12 protein-coding genes, 2 tRNA genes, 2 rRNA genes and 1 riboswitch (1 of these 17 running past the window's edge) are annotated in these 20,613 nt (G+C 61.9%); of the genes, 10 read left to right on the plus strand and 6 right to left on the minus strand.

Annotated features, from left to right (window positions below; genetic code table 11):
• Positions 1-4: 4 nt before the first annotated feature.
• Complete coding sequence (locus ACVIN2_RS24720) at positions 5-853, minus strand: chorismate mutase (protein WP_106941001.1); 849 nt, start codon at positions 851-853, stop codon at positions 5-7.
• 203 nt (positions 854-1,056) lie between these two features.
• Positions 1,057-1,136, plus strand: a riboswitch (SAM riboswitch).
• A gap of 92 nt (positions 1,137-1,228) precedes the next feature.
• Here ACVIN2_RS24720 and metX point away from each other — a divergent pair.
• Positions 1,229-2,428, plus strand: coding sequence for a homoserine O-acetyltransferase MetX (metX, locus tag ACVIN2_RS24725; RefSeq protein WP_456767557.1), 1,200 nt, complete (start codon positions 1,229-1,231; stop codon positions 2,426-2,428).
• Between the two features lie 13 nt (positions 2,429-2,441).
• Entirely contained in the window at positions 2,442-3,104 is a 663-nt protein-coding gene (gene metW, locus ACVIN2_RS24730) for a methionine biosynthesis protein MetW (protein ID WP_007597293.1), read from the plus strand.
• A gap of 123 nt (positions 3,105-3,227) precedes the next feature.
• On the opposite strand, the gene ACVIN2_RS24735 is transcribed toward metW, so the two are convergent.
• Positions 3,228-4,091 (minus strand): alpha/beta fold hydrolase, encoded by an 864-nt coding sequence (locus ACVIN2_RS24735; RefSeq protein WP_456767558.1) that lies wholly within the window; start codon positions 4,089-4,091, stop codon positions 3,228-3,230.
• Positions 4,092-4,300: 209 nt separating this feature from the next.
• Between ACVIN2_RS24735 and ACVIN2_RS24740 the strand changes: the two genes are divergently transcribed.
• Complete coding sequence (locus ACVIN2_RS24740; protein WP_456767559.1) at positions 4,301-5,089, plus strand: TIGR02594 family protein; 789 nt, start codon at positions 4,301-4,303, stop codon at positions 5,087-5,089.
• A 121-nt stretch (positions 5,090-5,210) separates the two neighbouring features.
• Here the strand turns inward: ACVIN2_RS24740 and ACVIN2_RS24745 are convergent, their stop codons facing one another.
• Positions 5,211-6,014 (minus strand): MOSC domain-containing protein, encoded by an 804-nt coding sequence (locus tag ACVIN2_RS24745; RefSeq protein WP_456767560.1) that lies wholly within the window; start codon positions 6,012-6,014, stop codon positions 5,211-5,213.
• 242 nt (positions 6,015-6,256) lie between these two features.
• Between ACVIN2_RS24745 and clpB the strand changes: the two genes are divergently transcribed.
• The 3 genes from clpB to ACVIN2_RS24760 all read left to right on the plus strand — a co-directional run bounded on the left by clpB (position 6,257) and on the right by ACVIN2_RS24760 (position 12,699).
• Positions 6,257-8,896 (plus strand): ATP-dependent chaperone ClpB, encoded by a 2,640-nt coding sequence (gene clpB / locus ACVIN2_RS24750; protein ID WP_456767561.1) that lies wholly within the window; start codon positions 6,257-6,259, stop codon positions 8,894-8,896.
• A 378-nt stretch (positions 8,897-9,274) separates the two neighbouring features.
• Positions 9,275-10,618 carry a hypothetical protein gene (locus tag ACVIN2_RS24755; protein ID WP_456767562.1) on the plus strand — a complete coding sequence of 448 codons (1,344 nt, stop codon included), beginning with the start codon at positions 9,275-9,277 and terminating at the stop codon, positions 10,616-10,618.
• A gap of 20 nt (positions 10,619-10,638) precedes the next feature.
• A complete protein-coding gene (locus ACVIN2_RS24760) occupies positions 10,639-12,699 on the plus strand; it encodes a hypothetical protein (protein ID WP_456767563.1) in 2,061 nt (686 codons plus the stop codon).
• Here the strand turns inward: ACVIN2_RS24760 and ACVIN2_RS24765 are convergent.
• The 3 genes from ACVIN2_RS24765 to ACVIN2_RS24775 form a co-directional block, all read right to left on the minus strand.
• The gene (locus tag ACVIN2_RS24765) at positions 12,696-12,989 is read right to left on the minus strand and encodes a hypothetical protein (RefSeq protein ID WP_456767564.1); all 294 of its coding nucleotides are present in this window, start codon (positions 12,987-12,989) and stop codon (positions 12,696-12,698) included. The genes ACVIN2_RS24760 and ACVIN2_RS24765 overlap by 4 nt on opposite strands.
• Before the next feature lie 141 nt (positions 12,990-13,130).
• Entirely contained in the window at positions 13,131-14,750 is a 1,620-nt protein-coding gene (locus tag ACVIN2_RS24770) for a hypothetical protein (protein ID WP_456767565.1), read from the minus strand.
• Between the two features lie 155 nt (positions 14,751-14,905).
• Positions 14,906-16,969, minus strand: a complete 2,064-nt coding sequence (locus tag ACVIN2_RS24775; RefSeq protein ID WP_456767566.1) for a M23 family metallopeptidase — start codon at positions 16,967-16,969, stop codon at positions 14,906-14,908.
• A 1,033-nt stretch (positions 16,970-18,002) separates the two neighbouring features.
• Here ACVIN2_RS24775 and ACVIN2_RS24780 point away from each other — a divergent pair.
• From ACVIN2_RS24780 to ACVIN2_RS24795, 4 genes are all read left to right on the plus strand, one after another.
• Positions 18,003-19,491: ribosomal RNA gene (locus tag ACVIN2_RS24780) — 16S ribosomal RNA — on the plus strand.
• Between the two features lie 188 nt (positions 19,492-19,679).
• Positions 19,680-19,756, plus strand: a tRNA-Ile gene (locus tag ACVIN2_RS24785).
• Between the two features lie 33 nt (positions 19,757-19,789).
• Positions 19,790-19,865, plus strand: a tRNA-Ala gene (locus ACVIN2_RS24790).
• Positions 19,866-20,270: 405 nt separating this feature from the next.
• A 23S ribosomal RNA gene (locus ACVIN2_RS24795) occupies positions 20,271-20,613 on the plus strand (it continues 2,530 nt past the right edge of the window).
• Together the 16S and 23S rRNA genes with 2 tRNA genes alongside form the textbook arrangement of a ribosomal RNA operon.

Genomic DNA, 20,613 nt, shown 5'->3' on the forward strand with positions numbered 1-20,613 from the left:
CGACTTACGATTTCGACCCGGTCGGGGGCACCGTATAGCGCGTTGCGTGGCTGCCGACGAGGGCTGTGGAGCGCACCGAGGCCCCCGCTTCGATCAGGGCAGCCTTGATTTTGTCGAGGCTGCTCGTCGCGGTGACCGAGACCAGCAGCGCGGCGCCGTCGAAGGCGGTGTCGGGCACCGCCACGATCTCGGCAAGCGGCGACAGGGCGCGCGCGACCTCGGCGTTCCACCCTGACACGCGGACGCTGAAGGTCTCGACCTCCGTCACCAGCGCGCTGTCGGCGACGCGGGAGACCGCGAACACGGGTAACGCCGCCGGATGGTCGGCGCGCTCGACGAAGGGCAGCCGCGCGATGATCTTTGGCGCGCCGGCTTCTTCCAGCGACAGCCACCACGGCGTGCGGCTCGAGGTCGCCGAGACCAGCGCCAGATCGCCCTTGGATTTCGCGACCGCCTCGACCGCCGCCTGCGCGCTGAAATGCGCGACATAAGGCACGGTGAAGCCGAAATGGAATCGCGCGGAATCGCGCATGGCCGGCTCGCTTGCCGAAATGTCGGCATGCACGGAGAACGGCGCCTGGACATAGGTGAAGGTCGCGATGATGACGCGCCAGATGCTCTCGACGGTGTCGAGCGGCAGGATGCCGCGATGGCGCTGGACGAGGTCACGCATCATGGCGGCCTCGCGCGCCGGACGGAACGCCGAGCCGACCTCCTGGGTCTGCTTCACCTGGATCAGGCGGTCGATGATGTCGCCGCGTTGCATCAGCAGGCGATGCATGCCCTCGTCGATCGCGTCGATCTCCTTGCGCAATTCCTGGAGCGATGGTGGCGCGGGCGGACGTTGGGACATGTCTGTGAGGTGCTGTTGCGAGGCGTTCAATGCGGATCGGTCGAGCTGTCACCGCTGTGATGGGTATCCTGATTAGGCAGTCGGGGCTGCGAAAGCAAAGAGAAATGCAAAGGGAAATCGGGCCCTTTCCGCCCGTGGTGCGACAGGCGAATTTGGCTGATCCGGGCCGCGACTTGACGAAAACCGTCCAAGACGGTAGTTTTTAGCCGTTCCGTGGTCATTTGAGCCGGCCGGCTTGCAGCCACGTTAAAAAACTCGCTAAACAGGCCGGGGACCCTTTCGATCCCGGCCGAACCTATCGTTCAGGCCGGGTTTTTCATGGCCTGATGTCAGTCGCGGTCGGACCCCCGATCGCAAACGAGTCAGTGGTCAGAGATGGGCATCAAGTCAATTCCCAGTCCCGCGATCAGCGCCGACGAGCGCTCGCACGAGGTCGATCATCCGAGCTCCCAGGTCGCACGCTTCGGTGCCGACCAGCCGCTGCCGCTTGATTGCGGCGTCGATCTCACCCCGTTCCAGATCGCATACCAGACCTATGGCGAGCTCAATGCCGAGCGGTCCAACGCAATCCTGATCTGCCATGCGCTGACGCTCGACCAGCACGTCGCCAATGTGCACCCGCTGACCGGTAAGCCGGGCTGGTGGGAAATCATGGTGGGGCCCGGCCGCCCGCTCGACACCAATAAGTATTTCATCATCTGCTCGAACGTCATCGGCGGCTGCATGGGCTCGACCGGCCCCGCGTCGACCAATCCGGCGACCGGCAAAGTGTGGGGCCTGGATTTTCCGATCATCACCATCCCCGACATGGTGCGAGCCCAGGCCATGCTGCTCGACCGCCTCGGCATCGATACGCTGCTCTGCGTCGTCGGAGGCTCGATGGGCGGCATGCAGGTGCTGCAATGGACCGCGGCCTATCCGCATCGCGTCTTCTCCGCGCTCCCGACCGCATGCAGCACGCGCCATTCGGCGCAGAATATCGCCTTCCACGAACTCGGCCGGCAGGCGGTGATGGCCGATCCGGAATGGCATGGCGGACGCTACGTTGATCACGGCACCCATCCGCATCGCGGCCTCGCCGTCGCCCGCATGGCCGGGCACATCACCTATCTCTCCGACGCCGCGCTGCATCGCAAATTCGGACGGCGGATGCAGGACCGCGAGCTGCCGACCTTCTCGTTCGACGCCGACTTCCAGGTCGAGTCCTACCTGCGTTACCAGGGCTCGTCCTTTGTCGAACGCTTCGACGCCAACTCCTATCTCTATCTGACCCGCGCGATGGATTATTTCGACATCGCCGGCGACCATGGCGGCGTGCTGGCGAAGGCGTTCGCGGGAATCCAGACCCGGTTCTGCGTGGTCTCCTTCACGAGCGACTGGCTGTTTCCGACCTCGGAATCGCGCGCGCTAGTGCACGCGCTGAATGCGTCGAGCGCGCGGGTGTCGTTCGCCGAGATCGAGACCGATCGCGGTCACGACGCGTTCCTGCTCGACGTGCCCGAGTTCTTCGACATCGCCCGTGCCTTCCTGCAGTCGGCAGACAAGGCGCGCGGGCTCACCGCCAAGAAAGCTTAAAGGACGGCTAGTCATGTCTGTACAGGAAGCGCTGCCGCTGGGCGGCCTTGCGACCGGGCAGCCCGGCGATTTTCGCGCCGACCATGTGCTGGTGGCCGAGATGGTCAAGCCGGGCTCGAAGGTGCTCGACGTTGGGTGTGGCGAGGGCGACCTGCTCCAGCTGCTGGAGACCCGCGGCATCGACGGCCGCGGCATCGAGCTGTCGCGCGAGGGCGTCAACCGCTGCGTTGCCAAGGGTCTTGCGGTGGTGCAGGGCGATGCCGACACCGACCTCGTGAATTATCCGGATGACGCCTTTGACTACGTGATCCTGTCGCAAACCTTGCAGGCGACGCGGCAGCCCAAGGTCGTGCTCGAGAATCTCTTGCGCATCGGCCGCCGCGCCATCGTGTCGTTCCCGAATTTCGGCTTCTGGAAGATGCGGCTCCAGCTCCTGATCGGCGGCCACATGCCGCGCACGGAGAACCTGCCGGCAAGCTGGTATGACACCGCCAACATCCATTTCTGCACCATCAAGGATTTCGTCGAGCTCTGCGACGCGATCGACGTCAAGATGGAACGTGCCGAGGCGCTCGACCTCTACGGCCGCCCGCTGCGTCTGCGGATGCCCTGGTGGGTGTGGAATCTGTTCGGCGAGCAGGGCGTGTTCTTGCTGACGCGAGGCGGCAGGAAGTAGGTCCGCCCGTAGCCCGGATGGAGCGAAGCGCAATCCGGGATTCTATCCGCGGACGCGAAGGCCCCGGATTACGCTTTCGCTCCATCCGGGCTACGCGACGGAGCGTGTGGTGACGCCGTCGCGCTAATGCGCCGCCAGTGACCTCGGATCGCGCGCTGGCCATCTTCCCGCTTCCACCAGCGTGACGAACCGTTCCACCGTTTCGTTGAACAGCGCGGGCTCTTCGAGATTGAGCACGTGGCCGGACTTCGGAAACATGGCGAGCCCTGCCGCAGGCAGATGCTTCTTCAGGAACAGGCTTGCGCCCACGCACGGATCGTCCTCGTCGCCGCAGATGATGAGTGCCGGCGTCGTGGCCGCTCTGATCGCGTCCGTCATCGTAAAGATCGAGAGACGGCCCGCCTGGAAGCCGCGCATCGTCCGCGCCGATCCCTTGGCGTCGTGCCGCGCCAGGGCAGCGTAGAAATCGGCGTGGCCGCGCGGATCCTTCACCAGAAAGGGAATCCGGCTCGGCGCCTCGCGCGTGACTTTTGCGACCTCGGCGGAGCCGAGCATCTCGAATTGCTCCGCGTTGGCGCGGCACTGCTGGCGCCAGGCGTCGAGGTTCTCGATCTCCGAGCCCGAGCCGACGCCGGCGAGCGTCATCGACAGCGCACGTTGGGGCGCGTTGAGCCCGATCTGGAGCGACGAATAGGCGCCCATCGAGAGACCGACGAAGTGCGCGCGATCGATCTTCAGATGATCGAGCACCGCGAGCGCATCGGTGTAGAAATGCGTGTAGCCGTAGACCTCGCCATCAGGCACGTCCGATGGCGTGTAGCCGCGCGCGGAATAGGTGATGCAGCGATGGCCGCGCGAAAAGTAGCGCATCTGCGGCTCCCAATTGGTGTAGTCGGCCGCGAACTCGTGCAGAAAAATAATCGGCGTGCCCGTGCCTGCTTCTTCGAAATAGAGGCGGCAATTGTCTTTCGTGAGGGCGTGAGGCATCCGGTTTTCTCCCTGAGGTGGCTGCGGCATTGGAATGCCGTCCTGCGGTCAGCGCATACGATCCTAACACTTATTAATCATCTTGATCATCGTCCAAAATCTCCGCGACCGCGTCTTGTTCTCGCCACATCAGGATACTGATACAGCCCGCGGATGTCGGCCACCGCACGGGCCGACGGGGAAGTGGGGGTGTCAACGAAGGATGAAGAATGTTCGAGTTGTTTGCGTCTCGCCTGTCGCGCTGTGTCGTCGCGCTGGCTGTTTTCTTCGCGGCGGTCGCCGCGCTCACCTCGCCGGCGTCAGCACGACCTCATCGTCATAGCGCAGAGCGGCACGCTTACGCGCATCCCGCCAGCAGACATCATCATTTCCGGTATCATGCACGCAGCTCGCGCTTCGAGCGCGGCGCGGCGCAATTGCAGGCGAGCGGCTTCGGCACCACCTTCGCCAGCTATGACCCGAACGCCAATAGCGGCGGCATCGGTGGAATGGCCATGAGCGGCAGCAGTGCAGTGGTTAGCAGCGATGGCGTTGGGATGACCACGCGCGCCAGCCGTCGTATCGCCACGCGGCGTGGCGGTGGGATGGTCATGAACGCGAATGTCGGCGGCATGGCCAATAGCGCGGCGAGCAGCGGCGGCTTCGGTGGTGGATCGGGCCTCGTGTCCGAGGCGCGCCGCTATGTCGGCGGCAATCCGACCGGTCGCGGCAGCCTTTGGTGCGCACGGTTCATGAACATGGTGCTCGAAAAGACCGGTCACCGTGGCACCGGCTCCGACATGGCGAATTCGTTCGCGCACTACGGCACGCGCGTCTCCGGTCCGCAGGTCGGCGCCATCGCAGTGATGTCGCGCGGTGGTCGGGGCGGCCATGTCGGCATCATCACCGGCATCGATGCGCAGGGCAATCCGATCATGATCTCCGGCAACAACGGCAACCGCGTCCGCGAAGCGCCGATCTCGCGCGGCCGGATCTATGCGTATGTGATGCCGAATTGAGGTTTCTGCCCCGTCATTGCGAGGAGCGAAGCGACGAAGCAATCCAGACCGTTTCCGTGGGCGCATTCCTGGGTTGCTTCGCTGCGCTCGCAATGACGGAGTACGTGGCGCCGGCGTCGCGTCACACCAATCTCGGCTCTTCCAGTGCAACCGCGTCGCCCACGCCGATATCGCCGTCGGCGATCACCTCGGCATAGATGCCGCAGTCCATGTGGCCGAGATTGCTCGAGAGCGTGGCCGGGATTTCGAGATCGCGCCTGGCGGTCTCGGGGTCGACGTTGGTGGCCGGGCAGCGCTTGATGCGCTTGACCACTTCCAACCGGGCCTGTCCGATCGCGAGCGTCTGGCCGACGAGGTCGAGCTCGGACCAGGCCGGCCAGCCCTTCACGTAGAGATTGGCGCGGAAGCGCAGCGGGTGGACGGCGGCGCCGCCGAGCATGGTCTCGAGCGCGCGGACGCTGTCGAGATTGATGATGGACACGACCTTGCGGGCGACGTCGGAAAAGCTGTGGTCGCGGCCTGACAGGACCTTGGGCGGACCTTTCAGCTCCGGCTGAAAGTTCTCGCTGAAATAGGCCTCGATGGCGGCGCGCCCGGCCGCAGTCTCGAGATCGCCGCTGGCGACGATCTGGCCGTCCTTGCGGATGGTCAGGCGGTTGGTCGCGTCCTCGAACTGGCTGTCGAGCGAAGCCAGCTGCTCATTGCGCGCCAGCATCAGGAACTGGATCTTCGGCTTCCACTGCGGCTGTTCCGGATCGAAGCCGCTGGGGCCGTTCTCGATGGCGTAGCGGCGGTCGGCGGGCAGGGTCTGGCCGGTCCGCAGGGAGACGCGGGGCAGGGGCTCCGGCGTCAGGCCCTTGATCGGATAACGGTAGAGGCCGGTGATCTCGGCGGTCTGGCTGGCTGTCGTTGCGCTGGATGTCATGCCGCTACTTAGGGGATTCGGCCCATCGGCGCCAAGCGGGCGGATCCGCGCACGAAATTGTGAACTCGCCTCTTCCGGTCCGAGGCCTCGCTTCCCACATCTGGGTCAGGCCGGCGCCAGCGCCGGCTGATAACGACCGTTGCCGGTTGAGAAACGTCAATGCGGTTATCGGAAACCCAATGAAGATGCCGTTTGGAGTGCCTTTGAGGGCTCCAGGGGCAGGCCGAGGGAAAGACCACGATATGAACATCGAAAAATACACCGAACGCTCCAGGGGCTTCGTCCAGTCCGCGCAGTCGCTTGCGGTGCGCGAAGGGCACCAGCAGTTTTCGACCCTGCACCTCCTGAAAGTGCTGCTGGACGACAATGAAGGCCTCGCTGCCGGTCTGATCGACCGTGCCGGCGGCAATTCCCGCGCAATCCTGAAGGCGACCGAGGACGCCCTGAACAAGGTGCCGAAGGTCTCTGGCGGCGGCGCCGGCCAGATCTATCTGGCGCCCGAGCTCGCCCGCACCTTCGACGCCGCCGAAAAGGCCGGCGAGAAGGCCGGCGACAGCTTTGTCACGGTCGAGCGGCTGCTGCTCGGCCTCGCGCTGGAGAAGACCAGCGAGGCGGGCGCGATCCTGGCCAAGGGCGGCGTCACCCCGCAAAACCTCAACGCGGCGATCGAGGCGCTGCGCAAGGGCCGGACCGCGGACTCCGCGACGGCCGAGAACGCATATGACGCGCTGAAGAAATATGCCCGCGACCTCACCCAGGCGGCGCGCGACGGCAAGCTCGATCCGGTCATCGGCCGCGACGAGGAGATCCGCCGTACGATCCAGGTGCTGTCGCGCCGGACCAAGAACAATCCCGTCCTGATCGGCGAGCCCGGCGTCGGCAAGACCGCCATCGCCGAGGGCCTGGCGCTGCGCATCGTCAACGGCGACGTGCCGGAGAGCCTGAAGGACAAGAAGCTGCTGTCGCTCGACCTCGGCTCGCTGATCGCGGGTGCAAAATATCGCGGCGAGTTCGAGGAGCGGCTGAAGGCCGTGCTCCAGGAGGTGACCGGGAGCGAGGGCAATTTCGTCTTGTTCATCGACGAGATGCACACGCTGATCGGCGCCGGCAAGGGCGATGGCGCGATGGACGCGTCCAATTTGCTCAAGCCTGCGCTCGCCCGCGGCGAGCTGCACTGCATCGGCGCCACCACGCTCGACGAGTACCAGAAGCACGTCGAAAAGGACGCGGCGCTGGCGCGGCGTTTCCAGCCGATCTTCGTCAGCGAGCCCTCGGTCGAGGATACGATCTCGATCCTGCGCGGGCTGAAGGACAAGTATGAGCAGCACCATGGCGTGCGGATCACCGATTCCGCGCTGGTCGCCGCCACCACGCTGTCCAACCGCTACATCACCGACCGCTTCCTGCCGGACAAGGCCATCGACCTCATGGACGAGGCGGCCGCGCGGCTCAAGATGCAGGTCGACTCCAAGCCGGAAGAGCTGGATTCGATGGATCGGGAAATCATCCGGCTGAAGATCGAACAGGAAGCATTAAAGAAAGAGAGCGATGCCGGTTCGAAGAGCCGCCTGCAGACGCTGGAGAAGGAGCTGACCGATCTCGAGGAGAAGTCTGCGTCGCTCACCGCACGCTGGAGCGCGGAGAAGAACAAGCTCTCCGACGCCCAGAAGCTGAAGGCGGAGCTCGACGGCTTGCGGGTCGAGCTTGCCAACGCGCAGCGCCGCGGTGAATTCCAGAAGGCTGGCGAGCTGGCCTATGGCCGGATCCCCGAGCTCGAAAAGCAGCTTGCAGACATCGAAGCCAAGGAGAACTCCGGCGAGATGATGGAGGAGGCTGTTACCGCCAACCATATCGCGCAGGTGGTCTCGCGCTGGACCGGCGTGCCCGTCGACAAAATGCTGGAAGGCGAGAAGGACAAGCTCCTGCGGATGGAGGACTCGCTCGGCAAGCGCGTCGTCGGCCAGGCCGAGGCCGTGCGTGCGGTCGCGACCGCCGTGCGCCGTTCGCGCGCGGGGCTGCAGGACCCGAACCGGCCGACCGGCTCGTTCATGTTCCTGGGACCCACCGGCGTCGGCAAGACCGAGCTGACGAAAGCGCTCGCCGAGTATCTGTTCAACGACGAGACCGCGATGGTCCGCCTCGACATGTCCGAGTACATGGAGAAGCACTCGGTCTCGCGGCTGATCGGCGCGCCTCCGGGCTATGTCGGCTACGACGAGGGCGGTGCGCTGACCGAAGCAGTGCGGCGCCGGCCCTACCAGGTCGTGCTGTTCGACGAGATCGAGAAGGCGCATCCCGACGTCTTCAACGTCCTGTTGCAGGTGCTCGACGACGGCCGCCTCACCGACGGCCAGGGCCGCACCGTCGACTTCCGCAACACGCTGATCATCATGACCTCGAACCTTGGTTCGGAGTTTCTGGTGAACCAGCCGGAAGGCGAGGACACCTCGGCCGTGCGCGAGCAGGTGATGGGCATGGTGCGGGCGCACTTCAGGCCTGAGTTCTTGAACCGCGTCGACGAGATCATCCTGTTCCACCGCCTGCAGCGGAGCGAGATGGGCCGGATCGTCGAGATCCAGTTCGCGCGGCTGCAGAGGCTCCTGACCGATCGCAAGATCGTGCTGACGCTCGACGCTGCGGGCCGCGACTGGCTCGCGGCCAAGGGCTGGGATCCCGCCTACGGCGCACGGCCGCTCAAGCGCGTGATCCAGCGTCACGTCCAGGATCCGCTCGCCGAGATGATCCTGGCCGGCGACGTCAAGGACGGCGATACCGTTGCGATCTCGTCCGAAGGCAACGTGCTGACCTTCAACGGCAAGGCGCCGCAGACCGCGGAGATCGCCCAGTTCGAGGCGCCGGTGTCGAAGCGAAAGCTGAACTGAGCCTAAGGAACGACACTGAAGCTGACCAAACCTCCCCGCGCTGCGGGGAGGCTTTTTTGTACCTGCAATGGGCGCAATCTGCTTCGGGCGACGCGCAATCAGGTGTCGCGCTATATGCGTGACAAGCATCACAACCGCTGGCTGCGTCGTTGCGACGCACGCAAAAGCCGTGTGTTATAAATGAAACACGTTCCGCGCTTTCGCTGAGAGCGTGCATGAATCTTCTTGAACAATCCGGTCGAGGCTCGCCACAATCCCCCAAGATTTAAGGGGCTGTGGCGACGCTCGGTATTTTCCGGAATGTTGCTCGCGTGAGGCTGTCGCTCACAGTGACAGAGTTAGCGCGCCATAGTCTGAAAGATATTGTGGGAGCGTGCGATGCGTGCGGGTATCGTTGCGATTTGCATTGCGTTGGCGTTAGCGCTCAGCGGCTGTCTCTCGGTCGAAGAGAAGCTGATTCAGGAAGGCATTGGCACTGAGTTGCCAGCCGAGGATATGGCGGAGTCGACCCGCCGACTTGAAGTCTATCTTTCGTACCTGTGTGTGCAGGCCGGTGGGGTGAAGATCGTCGATCCGGTCTCTGATGCCATCGTCTCCTGCGACGTAAGCCGATACGGAAGCGCCCAATGGGCAGCTTTGGTAAGTGCTGGCTTCAACGATATCGACCGTCGATGCGACAGTTATCTTGCCTGGCTAGCCAGCCGGCGTCGTGACCGCAGCGCCATCCTGAGCCAGATTCACGACACGCGGACTTTTACCGAAGCGCTGTTGTACACAACCGGCGTTGGCGCCGCGCCGATCGCCATAGCAGGTCTCGCCTTCGGTCTGGCTAGCAATTCCTTCACTAACTACTACTCGCGGCTGCTGTTCGAAATCGAGAAATCGACTGTCTCGCTTCTGGTGCGTGAGAAACGCTTGCAGTACCGCGAGACACTGAAAGTGCGGATTGCATATCAGCCAGACGCCGTGCACGTGCTTCGGGAATACATGCTGATCTGCACGCCATTCTATATCGAAGATTTGGTTAACCAGAGGACGCGCGACAGTGTCAGCGGCAACCCGTCTCCCGACAAGGGCAACGCGGAACAAATTCGTAGGTCTCTGGTGAAGGGTGCCTTACTCAATTCGATTCCGGCGACACCGGGAGGCGCGCTACCAGGTGCCGGTCCAAAAAATCCACCGCCGCCGCGGGTCGAAGCGAATATGGACGGCAAAACCAAAGCTGAGCAGAGTGTGCCCATATCCATTGGACAGGGAATCCAGTCGAACTTGTGCGTCGCGCGATCGACAAGCTTCGAGGACCAGGCGACAAGGGACGCGATCGAGCAAGCGAAATTAGGGGCCAACCAAAGCGGTCCTGGCCCGCGGCCATTCGGCAATACCACTAATCAGATCATGAACGCGAAGGAAGCTCAGATCTTTAGCAATTCGCGGGTGTGCAACCTCGATATGTCCGGAGTGGATCGCGGATACCGCACGGCATTCGAGAAATTCACTTTCGCAAATGAAGCCGCAGTGGTGTCGCTCCAACAAATCCTTGCGGTGTGCGACCCAAGGCTGAAAGACCACTTCTCCGGCAAATTCGACCAAACGACGCGCGATGCAATCACGGTCGCTAAAGCCAAGGTGAAGCAGGAGAAGAGATTTGCGCTGACTGATGCCGATACCGATAACCTGAACGACAAGTCGTACAACGCCATTTCGCGCACAAGGTGTCCCTAACGCAACCGGAGTAAGCGCACATGCCCGAGACGGTCATGAAGGTTAAAGCAAGTCAGCCTCTCCTCAAGGAGCCGCGAGACGCTTCCGACCAGGTCGTGCTGGACGATGTTCCGCTGCGGGTCTTTGGTGGCGAGAAGGTCAAGACCGGCGCAAAGGACTCGGTCACGGAGCAGGTCGGTGACAATCTGATCCATTGGGTCTTCGTCGAGGCAACGAGCGGGGCCGATCTCGACCAGCGAAAAGGCTTTGTTGACGACACTTTTCTCGTCCCTGAAGCAGCCGACGTTCCAGTGGTGGTTTCCTTCAGTCCGTTCCCTGCGCAAGTCGACCGAGAGGACTTCGCGACGACCTGCTACTTGCAGGCCGCGTTGAACGCGACAAACCCGGCCTATCTTTATGCGCTGGCTTTCGTTTTGAGCGGTGATCAATGGAGTGCGACCGATGTCCTGACCAACGATCCGCCCAACGCTCCGGCCATTGGAGTCTATCGCTTTACGAAAGACGCGTGGCAGAGCCTGATCGCCACGCCCGAAGGCGCAGGAATGCTCCCTGAGGAAATCAAGTTTCCAGATGTACAATGCACTATGGCGGCAATTGTTGCTGCGAAGTCGGCAGATCTGCTCTCAGCTACGATCACGGATCGCGGAATAAGCGCCGTCGATCTTTTCCTCGCGCACCTCTGCGCCGACACCAAGGGTTTCGGATCGATTGCGGTGGGGATGATCTTGCAGGCCGCGAGAGCCAACGGAAATCGGTCGGCTGAGGATTTCTTCACCGCGGTTTATCCGGATACGGCCGTACGCGCCGCGTTCTTCGCGCGCAACCCGAGTATTTTTGGCGCGAACGCGGCAATTACCAGCATCCAGCAGGTCCTGACGAACTGCGAGACCAGGATGGGCTCGGGTTTTGACGAAGTCCGCCGAATGGCTGGCGAGGCCGACTCTGATGTCTTTGGCGACAGCATTCCCGCAAAGCCGTCCGACCCGATCTCGAGCGATGGCGGTGCTGGCGGTACCCACGTGACGACCGTGATCACCGGCGCAAGCAACGGCATCGATCGCAGGCAGTTCCTTGGCGAGCTCAAAAACCCGGCCATCGTCAAGAAATTGGCCGACATGGTGAAGGGTGAAGTCGGCTGGACCGCTCCGCACGACACCAAAATGGTTCAGCTTGAAACGGCCTTCAATCGCGCCATGGCGCGAGATCATTCTCTCGCCCAAGCTTTGCTTTCGACGTCGGAAGATAGGCGTCGCGGCTATTACCAGGGCGGCTCGAACGGGACCTATTCGCGCCCGGTGACCGCTGCAGAGTTCGAGGACTTCAAGACGAACTTTCTTCCGGAACTTGTCGCGGGTTCGAATCGATCGGAAGCCGTGCTCCACTTTGTTGCAACCGGCAACGCTTCCCCACCAACATCCACTGCGCAGTACGCGAAGGGTACGCAGGGCGGAGATCTGCCCACGGCAGTTCCAGGACATCCTGAAAGCTATTTCCATGAACCCCCGTTTCGGAAGCCGTTCAAGAGGCTCCAGGGAGCGGAATCGATATCGCTGACACTGGGGTCGTCGCTTTTGGCGCTGACTGGATCACCGGATCACGGCGAGCCTCCCGAGCATATGGACGGCGATACGGAAGGGAGCGGACCTGTTGGCGGCAAGTTCAACGTGCCGGCACACACGCCAATGGCACCGCCGAGCGAGCGCCAGACCATCACGCTCAGCAATGGCAAAAAGGTAACGATCAATACAGCGATCGCGGCCCAGTTCCTCGGATTCTTCAATGATCTTATCAAATTCGGGGCACCCGTCCGTGGCCTCGGTGGCTTTGGAGTCCGGGGCAATCCTTCAGAACATCCCCGGGGATTTGCGATCGATTGGGCCCAACACAGCCGCGATGTTGTTGATGCTGATGTGCGCCAATGGATAGATAGCCACCGTGACCTGCTCAGGAAGCTGGAGCGGCGTTGGGGATTGAGCGGTGGCGAGAACTGGAACGATCCCGATACAGGGCACTTCTCCATCGAGCGTATCTTTGGCGAGGAGCACCTGAAGGCGTCCAGGCAGGCCAGCGCGAAGGATTAATCCCCCCACTTCACCGGTCCGACGATCCGGTCGATGATATATCTGTTCCCGTTCCGCCGCACAACGCGCGCGCGGAACGTGCAGAAGTCATCGTCGTTGCACCATTTCTTGATGTCCCAGGTTACCTTGTTAGGGATTTCGCAGGCCCGAGACTTTGCGTTGTCGATGTCGAGGGTCACCACGTCCCGGACCCTCATGCCGTAGCGATAGCCATTGCAGTCGACCTCGCTCGCGTGCGCTGGCGTCTGCAAAACCGTCAAACAAACTGCAGCAAGCAAGGCTTCACGCAATTTACTGTCCTCCTGGCTGGACTATAGCACTGCTGACACATGCGTACACCTGTGCGGTCAATGACCGCGCCAGCTGGAGCTGAAATGCGGAGCGGGCTTGAGGCCGAATCCGGGCGGCGCGGCATCGAGCGCCGTGGAGTTCTACTTCTTCACCACCCTATAAATCGCATTCTCGACATCCGAGCTGAAGTAGATCACCCCCGTCGCCCCGACCGCGACGCCTGTCGGAATGTGCGTCGGCAGACCACCCGGCGCGCCCACTAGGCCGATCGGAAGATCGGCCGCGATCTCGGTGATCGCCCCGTTCTTCGGATCGATCTCGATCAATCGCTTCGCTCCGACCTCCGCCACGATCAGCTTGCCGTCGCTGGTGCGCGCGATGCCTTCGGGCATTTTCAGATCCTTGGCGACCACTGTCTTTTCGCCGCCGCTCTCGATCATCGAGACGACGCCGGAAAAGGCCTCCGTGACATAGACCTCGCCGCGCGATCCCGCGACGAGCCCGACCGGGCCCTCCAGGCCGCCGATCAGTGTGGTGCGGTCCTTGCCGTGCTCGCCGCTGACGCGGACCAGCGATTTGGTGCCGAGCTCGGCCACCAGAATGCTGCCGTCGGCGAGCACGAGCGCGTCGTGCGGCGCCTTGAAGCCGTGCAGCATGTCGCGGGTGGCGCCGGTCTTACCGTCGATCACCTGCACCGTGCCGGTGAACCAGCTGGACAGGACCACGTCGTTGCCCTTCGCCGTTGCACTCATCGGATATTCGAGCGTGACGCCGGCGGCGTGCATGCGGGCCTTCTCAGTGACCTCGCCGGTCGCGCCGTCCACCGTGCGATAGGCGAACACGTCGGCGACGTGGATCGTATCCTTGCCGTTCTCTGACGTGACGCCGATGCCGCCGGGCAAAGCGAGCTTGCCGATGATGACCTGCCGCGCCTGGCCGGTCGCGGGATCGACCTCCTGGATGCCGTTGTCGGCCATGTTGGAGACGTAGATTCGGTCCTTGTCGTCGATCGCGAGATTGTCCAGCGACGGCTTCAATTGCGCGACCATGGTCTTGGTGCCCGATTTGGGATCGACGCTAACGAGTTGCCCGAGCGCGGTGTCGACCACCCAGAGATTGCCCTTGGAATCGAAGTTCACCGCGGCCGGGACCGTGAAGCCGTCGGCGGCGACGGTCAGCTCGGCCTTGTCGACGTCGACTTTTGCGACCTGTCCCTTGAACCAGAGTGGACCGTAGAGCTTGTCGTCCGGACCGAACTCGAAGCCGTTGAGGCCGCCCATCTTCTCCATGATCTGGCGCGGCGGTTTGACGCCCTCGACGTCGATCTCATAGAGCGTGTCGCCGAGGAAGACGGTGGTGGCGTACAGCCTGCCGTCCTTGCGGTAAGCGAGCGAGTTGATGCCGGGAAGGCCGGAAGCGAGTTTCTTGATCGGGCCGTCGCCCTTGCGCGAATAAAGATCGCCGGCCAGGAAGCCGGTCCAGGCCATGGTGCCGTCAGGGGCGAACGCGATGTCGTCGGCCATTCCGACCGGGGCGGGGATTGCAACCTTCGCGGTACCGCCGGCGATGTCGACCTCGTAGAGCGCCGCGCCCGCGACGCTGCCGGCAAACAGATGGCCGGCCTTGTCGATCGCAAGCCCGTGCACGCCGTGGAACGCCGAGCCCGGGACGAGCTTGGTGACCTCCCAGTTTTCGGCCGAAACACTGGTGGCGGAGACAATCGCAGCAACGAAGGCTGCGCAGGCGAGCCTGTTCTTCATGGCGAGACCTCCCGTTTTTTGGAAAGTATTCGCTCCTCATGCCGCTTTGGCAAACGAAACTTGACGTTGTGATGCGGCCAAGCGGCCTCGCGCGACGACGTCAAATCCGGATCGTGTTTGAAGATGTCCGGCCGATCTCGGCCGGTTCGCCGGCTTTACCGGTTGGTGACCTGCAGCGGACCGCCGGTGGCGTCCGACATCCGGGCGATGGCGCCGGCGCGGCCGCTCATCATGCCGTCGAGCCGGTCGCGCTCCTTCTCGAAGCCGGCCAGCATCGGGCCTTCCAGCGAGCGGCCGCGCGGCAGTTTCACACGCAGCGGATCGACGAAGCGGCCGTTGACCAGGATTTCGTAGTGCACGTGCGGGCCGGTCGACGCGCCGGTCGAACCGACGAAGCCGATCACCTGGCCCTGCCGCACCTTCTTGCCGGGCTCCATGCCCTTGGCGAAGGCCGACATGTGGCCATAAGCGGTCTCGTAGCCGTTGTTGTGCTTGATGCGGATGTATTTGCCGTAGCCGCCCTCGGGGCCGGCCTTCTCGATCACGCCGTTGCCGGAGGCGAAGATCGGCGTGCCGTAGGAGGTGGCCCAGTCGACCCCGGTATGCATCTTCACAAAGCCGAGGATGGGGTGACGGCGGCCGCCGAAGCCGGAGCGCATGATGGCGTTGTTGACGGGCTTGCGCACCAGGAACTTCTTCGCGCTCTTGCCGGTCTCGTCATAGTAGTCGACGACGCCGTCGTCGGGGCTCTGGTAGCGGTAGTATTTCTTGGTTTCGCCGCCGATCGTGAGCGAAGCGAACAGCACGTCGTTCTTTTCGCTCGCGGTCACGCCTTCGTCTTCGCCGGCGTAGAACACGTCGAATGAATCGCCGGGCGCCACCTTGCGCTGGAAATCGACGTCGTAGGAATAGATCTTGATCATGTCGTCGATGACGGGCATCGGCACTTTGTTGCGCATCGCGGTCTCGTAGATGCTCTGGTAGAGCCGCACGCCCGTGCCGTCATCGTCGTCATCGTCGTCGCTGTTGGCGTTCGCCGCCGCGTCGGCGACGGTGTTCATGCTGGAAACGTCGACCGCGACGTATTTGCCGAGATCGGACAGCGCCGCGATCGCCTCGACCATGGTCTCGTTGGCGATGACGACGCGGTAGGGCTGCAGACGGGCGCCGGGGCTTGCGGGCGCCATCAGGATGCGCAGCTTCTCGCCTTCCTTCAGGCCGCCGTCGCGGCCGCGCGGACCGAGCGTCGCGGTGATCGCCTTGATCTCCTCGGCCGTGGCGCCGAGATCGCGCAGCACGCCGGCGACGCTGTCGCCCTTCTTGACCACGTGGACACGTTCGCCGTTGGGATTGCCGCCGGTGATCTGTTCCTTGGTCTTCGGCAGTAGCGTGACGTTTTCCGGCACCACGCGCGTCTCGAAGCCGGCATAGGGATCGGACGGCGACACTTCGGTGGCATAGGCGCTTCTGATGTCGGACGGGCCGGTCGCGCCGGAGACGTCGGCCGCAGCATTGGAGAGCGCGGCGTAGCGCACCCCGCCATTGCCGCGCCAATTGGCGGCATCGCGGACCCGCATCAGGATGTCGTCGAGCGCCACCACTGCGGAAATCTTGGCTTTCGGCAGCACCTGGGAGAGGTCCTTGGTGACGAACGAGACCTCGGCGTCGGGTTCGACGGCTTCCGGATTGTTCGGATCCTCGGATGCCGTCTTCGGATCGGAGCCGACGTCGGTGAGAAGGCGTTGGGCGTTGAACGGCGGGATCTTTGCCGACAGGTCGCTCGTCGTCATCGACAGATTGCCGGCGATCCGGATGAAGGGACGTACCCGCATCACGTCGCGGTTGCCGACGCGGGCGACGGTCGAGACGCGCACGATGTTGCGCGAGGCCGTGGATTCGTTCGGCGGCGGCAGGCGGTCGCTCTTGTGCAGCGTGGCGGCGCGGTCGGCTGCGCCAAATGCGCCGCGCAGCGCGCCTTCGACGCGCTCCGGCACCTTGGCGAAGGTCATCTCGCCGTCGAGCGAAGCGAAAACGGCGCCGCCGATCAGGGCTGCGCCGCAAAGTCCGGTCAGAATTGTCCCGCTGAACCATTGCACCGAGACGCGGCGGCGATCGATGACAGCGGCTTCCGAACCATCGACGGACAGCGGCGGCTCGTGGCCGAGATCGATGATCCCGGTCTCACGCCCGTAAGCGCCGCGTGACGTCCTGTGGTTCAACCCAAGTCCCCCAATCAACGACCCGAGAGCCCGATTTCGAGCAGCCCCGTTTCGAGCAACCCTGCTTCGAGCCTCTCCTTACGCCGCCCGCTCTGGGGCGTCTCTGGAAAAGGCAAGCCGCATAGGCGTCCGCGGTCAGAAGGCCCAGATGACGGGCCGGCCGAAATTACGAACAGCTAAGCGGAAAAAAGATCTCTCGATGTGTCTCGAATGTCTGAAGAAGGCTGCTTCATCGGATGATCGCCTTCCTCTGACCCCACACAAACCGCCGGCAGCCCCCACTGGCATCCCTGCGATTCAAGCTTTGTCTGTACCAGAACGCCGGGGGATTGTGGCTCAAGTACGGCGCCTAATATGGAAAAGTTTCCGGAAACGGCCGGGCGTCAGGGGCCTTCCAGGGGCGGGCGCTCCAAGCCGCGGCCAAGGCGCCTCCATGCCCCCTCCAGAGCCCCCTCGGGCCCAAACTTTTTTTGGGTTTTTTCTCCGCGCTGGCCCGATCCAGCCGCTCGGTGACTTTCTAACCTACTGTAATCGCGTGGATTTTTCGAACAATCCACCGTGCGACGATTTTCTGACAATGGTCGTTGACAACCCCGATGGGTGGGGCCTATAACCCGACCACTGAGCGCGGCGCCGCCGGGTCACTGACCAAGGCGAGCGAACGCGCCACTGATGCTCCTCACCTTGTTGAGTGACACAACAGTCGACGTAAGTCGATTGGAGTTCATCCATCGTCGGTAAGGGTGTCGGAACCCTTCCTCTCTGGAAGGTTGGGGCCTCCTGGTCCCGGGCTGTTTGACAAGTGAAGATGAAGAAAGAGAAACGTGGACGGCGGAGTCCTTGCGCCTCTCGGATACTGAAGAGCTTCGGCTTTTGAGTTCTGGGAGGGGACGAAAGACTTCGGCGGTACACGTTTTAAGGTTACACCATCGTTGCCAGCGATGTGAATCGCGGGCAGCTCATCGACTTCGGTCGATGAAAAATGGTGGGACCTCGTCAAAACGTTGTGATCAGCCGGTTCAAAGTTCAAGTCCAACTTGAGAGTTTGATCCTGGCTCAGAGCGAACGCTGGCGGCAGGCTTAACACATGCAAGTCGAGCGGGCGTAGCAATACGTCAGCGGCAGACGGGTGAGTAACGCGTGGGAACATACCTTTTGGTTCGGAACAACACAGGGAAACTTGTGCTAATACCGGATAAGCCCTTACGGGGAAAGATTTATCGCCGAAAGATTGGCCCGCGTCTGATTAGCTAGTTGGTGAGGTAATGGCTCACCAAGGCGACGATCAGTAGCTGGTCTGAGAGGATGATCAGCCACATTGGGACTGAGACACGGCCCAAACTCCTACGGGAGGCAGCAGTGGGGAATATTGGACAATGGGCGCAAGCCTGATCCAGCCATGCCGCGTGAGTGATGAAGGCCCTAGGGTTGTAAAGCTCTTTTGTGCGGGAAGATAATGACGGTACCGCAAGAATAAGCCCCGGCTAACTTCGTGCCAGCAGCCGCGGTAATACGAAGGGGGCTAGCGTTGCTCGGAATCACTGGGCGTAAAGGGTGCGTAGGCGGGTCTTTAAGTCAGGGGTGAAATCCTGGAGCTCAACTCCAGAACTGCCTTTGATACTGAGGATCTTGAGTTCGGGAGAGGTGAGTGGAACTGCGAGTGTAGAGGTGAAATTCGTAGATATTCGCAAGAACACCAGTGGCGAAGGCGGCTCACTGGCCCGATACTGACGCTGAGGCACGAAAGCGTGGGGAGCAAACAGGATTAGATACCCTGGTAGTCCACGCCGTAAACGATGAATGCCAGCCGTTAGTGGGTTTACTCACTAGTGGCGCAGCTAACGCTTTAAGCATTCCGCCTGGGGAGTACGGTCGCAAGATTAAAACTCAAAGGAATTGACGGGGGCCCGCACAAGCGGTGGAGCATGTGGTTTAATTCGACGCAACGCGCAGAACCTTACCAGCCCTTGACATGTCCAGGACCGGTCGCAGAGATGTGACCTTCTCTTCGGAGCCTGGAACACAGGTGCTGCATGGCTGTCGTCAGCTCGTGTCGTGAGATGTTGGGTTAAGTCCCGCAACGAGCGCAACCCCCGTCCTTAGTTGCTACCATTTAGTTGAGCACTCTAAGGAGACTGCCGGTGATAAGCCGCGAGGAAGGTGGGGATGACGTCAAGTCCTCATGGCCCTTACGGGCTGGGCTACACACGTGCTACAATGGCGGTGACAATGGGACGCTAAGGGGCAACCCTTCGCAAATCTCAAAAAGCCGTCTCAGTTCGGATTGGGCTCTGCAACTCGAGCCCATGAAGTTGGAATCGCTAGTAATCGTGGATCAGCACGCCACGGTGAATACGTTCCCGGGCCTTGTACACACCGCCCGTCACACCATGGGAGTTGGTTTTACCTGAAGACGGTGCGCTAACCAGCAATGGAGGCAGCCGGCCACGGTAGGGTCAGCGACTGGGGTGAAGTCGTAACAAGGTAGCCGTAGGGGAACCTGCGGCTGGATCACCTCCTTTCTAAGGATGGTTCTTCAGAAGCTTGCTTCTATCGAACCGTTTTAGAAACATCAGTGGCCAACGGTCGTCAGGATCGTTGAGCTGCATTGGCGGGATTTCGCCGTCTTCGTTTCTCTTTCTTCGCGGACGAACACGCGCTGGGGCTGCAACCTTGCAGAATCCCTGGTCCTTGACTGGATATGCGTTAGGGGCTTGTAGCTCAGTTGGTTAGAGCGCGCGCTTGATAAGCGTGAGGTCGGAAGTTCAAGTCTTCCCAGGCCCACCACACTCATCGAGTGAGCATTCGTCTTCTGGTTACGGGGCCATAGCTCAGCTGGGAGAGCGCGTGCTTTGCAAGCATGAGGTCGTCGGTTCGATCCCGTCTGGCTCCACCAGATGGTTTGATCACCGGCTACTCATACCGTCGTCCGCGAAACATCACTTCGCACTTACTAGTCCGGATGGACAGTAAGCTGCGTGATTTCTGACATCGTAAAGAGGAGATCGATCCGAGTTGGATCGGGCAACAAGTAATTGTTGCGCGATACTCCATTATCTCCGGATCATTTCGGCGCTCGTGCGTCTTTTGGCGTAGCTCACAAGGCTGCATTGAAAGACGAGCGAGTTGTAAATGATCCTTTTAGCGAAGCTTGACCGCCTCGCTATCGGAACGATCTTACGAAGCAAGCTGGTCTTTCTAATCATTGTCCGGCTGCAGATAGCGTTCATCGAGGGCGCGTGCCGCAAGGTAATTCTGCAGACAACATTCTGCCGAGTGTGTGGACATTGATAATGAGAGCAATCAAGTGCCTTAAGGGTGTTCGGTGGATGCCTTGGCGCTGAGAGGCGATGAAGGACGTGCTACGCTGCGATAAGCCGTGGGGAGCTGCGAAGAAGCTTTGATCCATGGATTTCCGAATGGGGAAACCCACCTTCGATAGCCGGAACTCCAAGACCTCAGTCGAAAGACTGTGGTGTGGGGTTCGAACAGAAATGTGAGATGCCTAAGCCTTTAGATTTCGATCGAAGAGGTTTTGGATTTCCGGTTATCAAAAGAAGGTATGAGACTTCTGAATACATAGGAGGTTTCAAGCAAACCCAGGGAACTGAAACATCTAAGTACCTGGAGGAAAGGACATCAAC

Source organism: Bradyrhizobium sp. USDA 3650 (assembly GCF_054057395.1).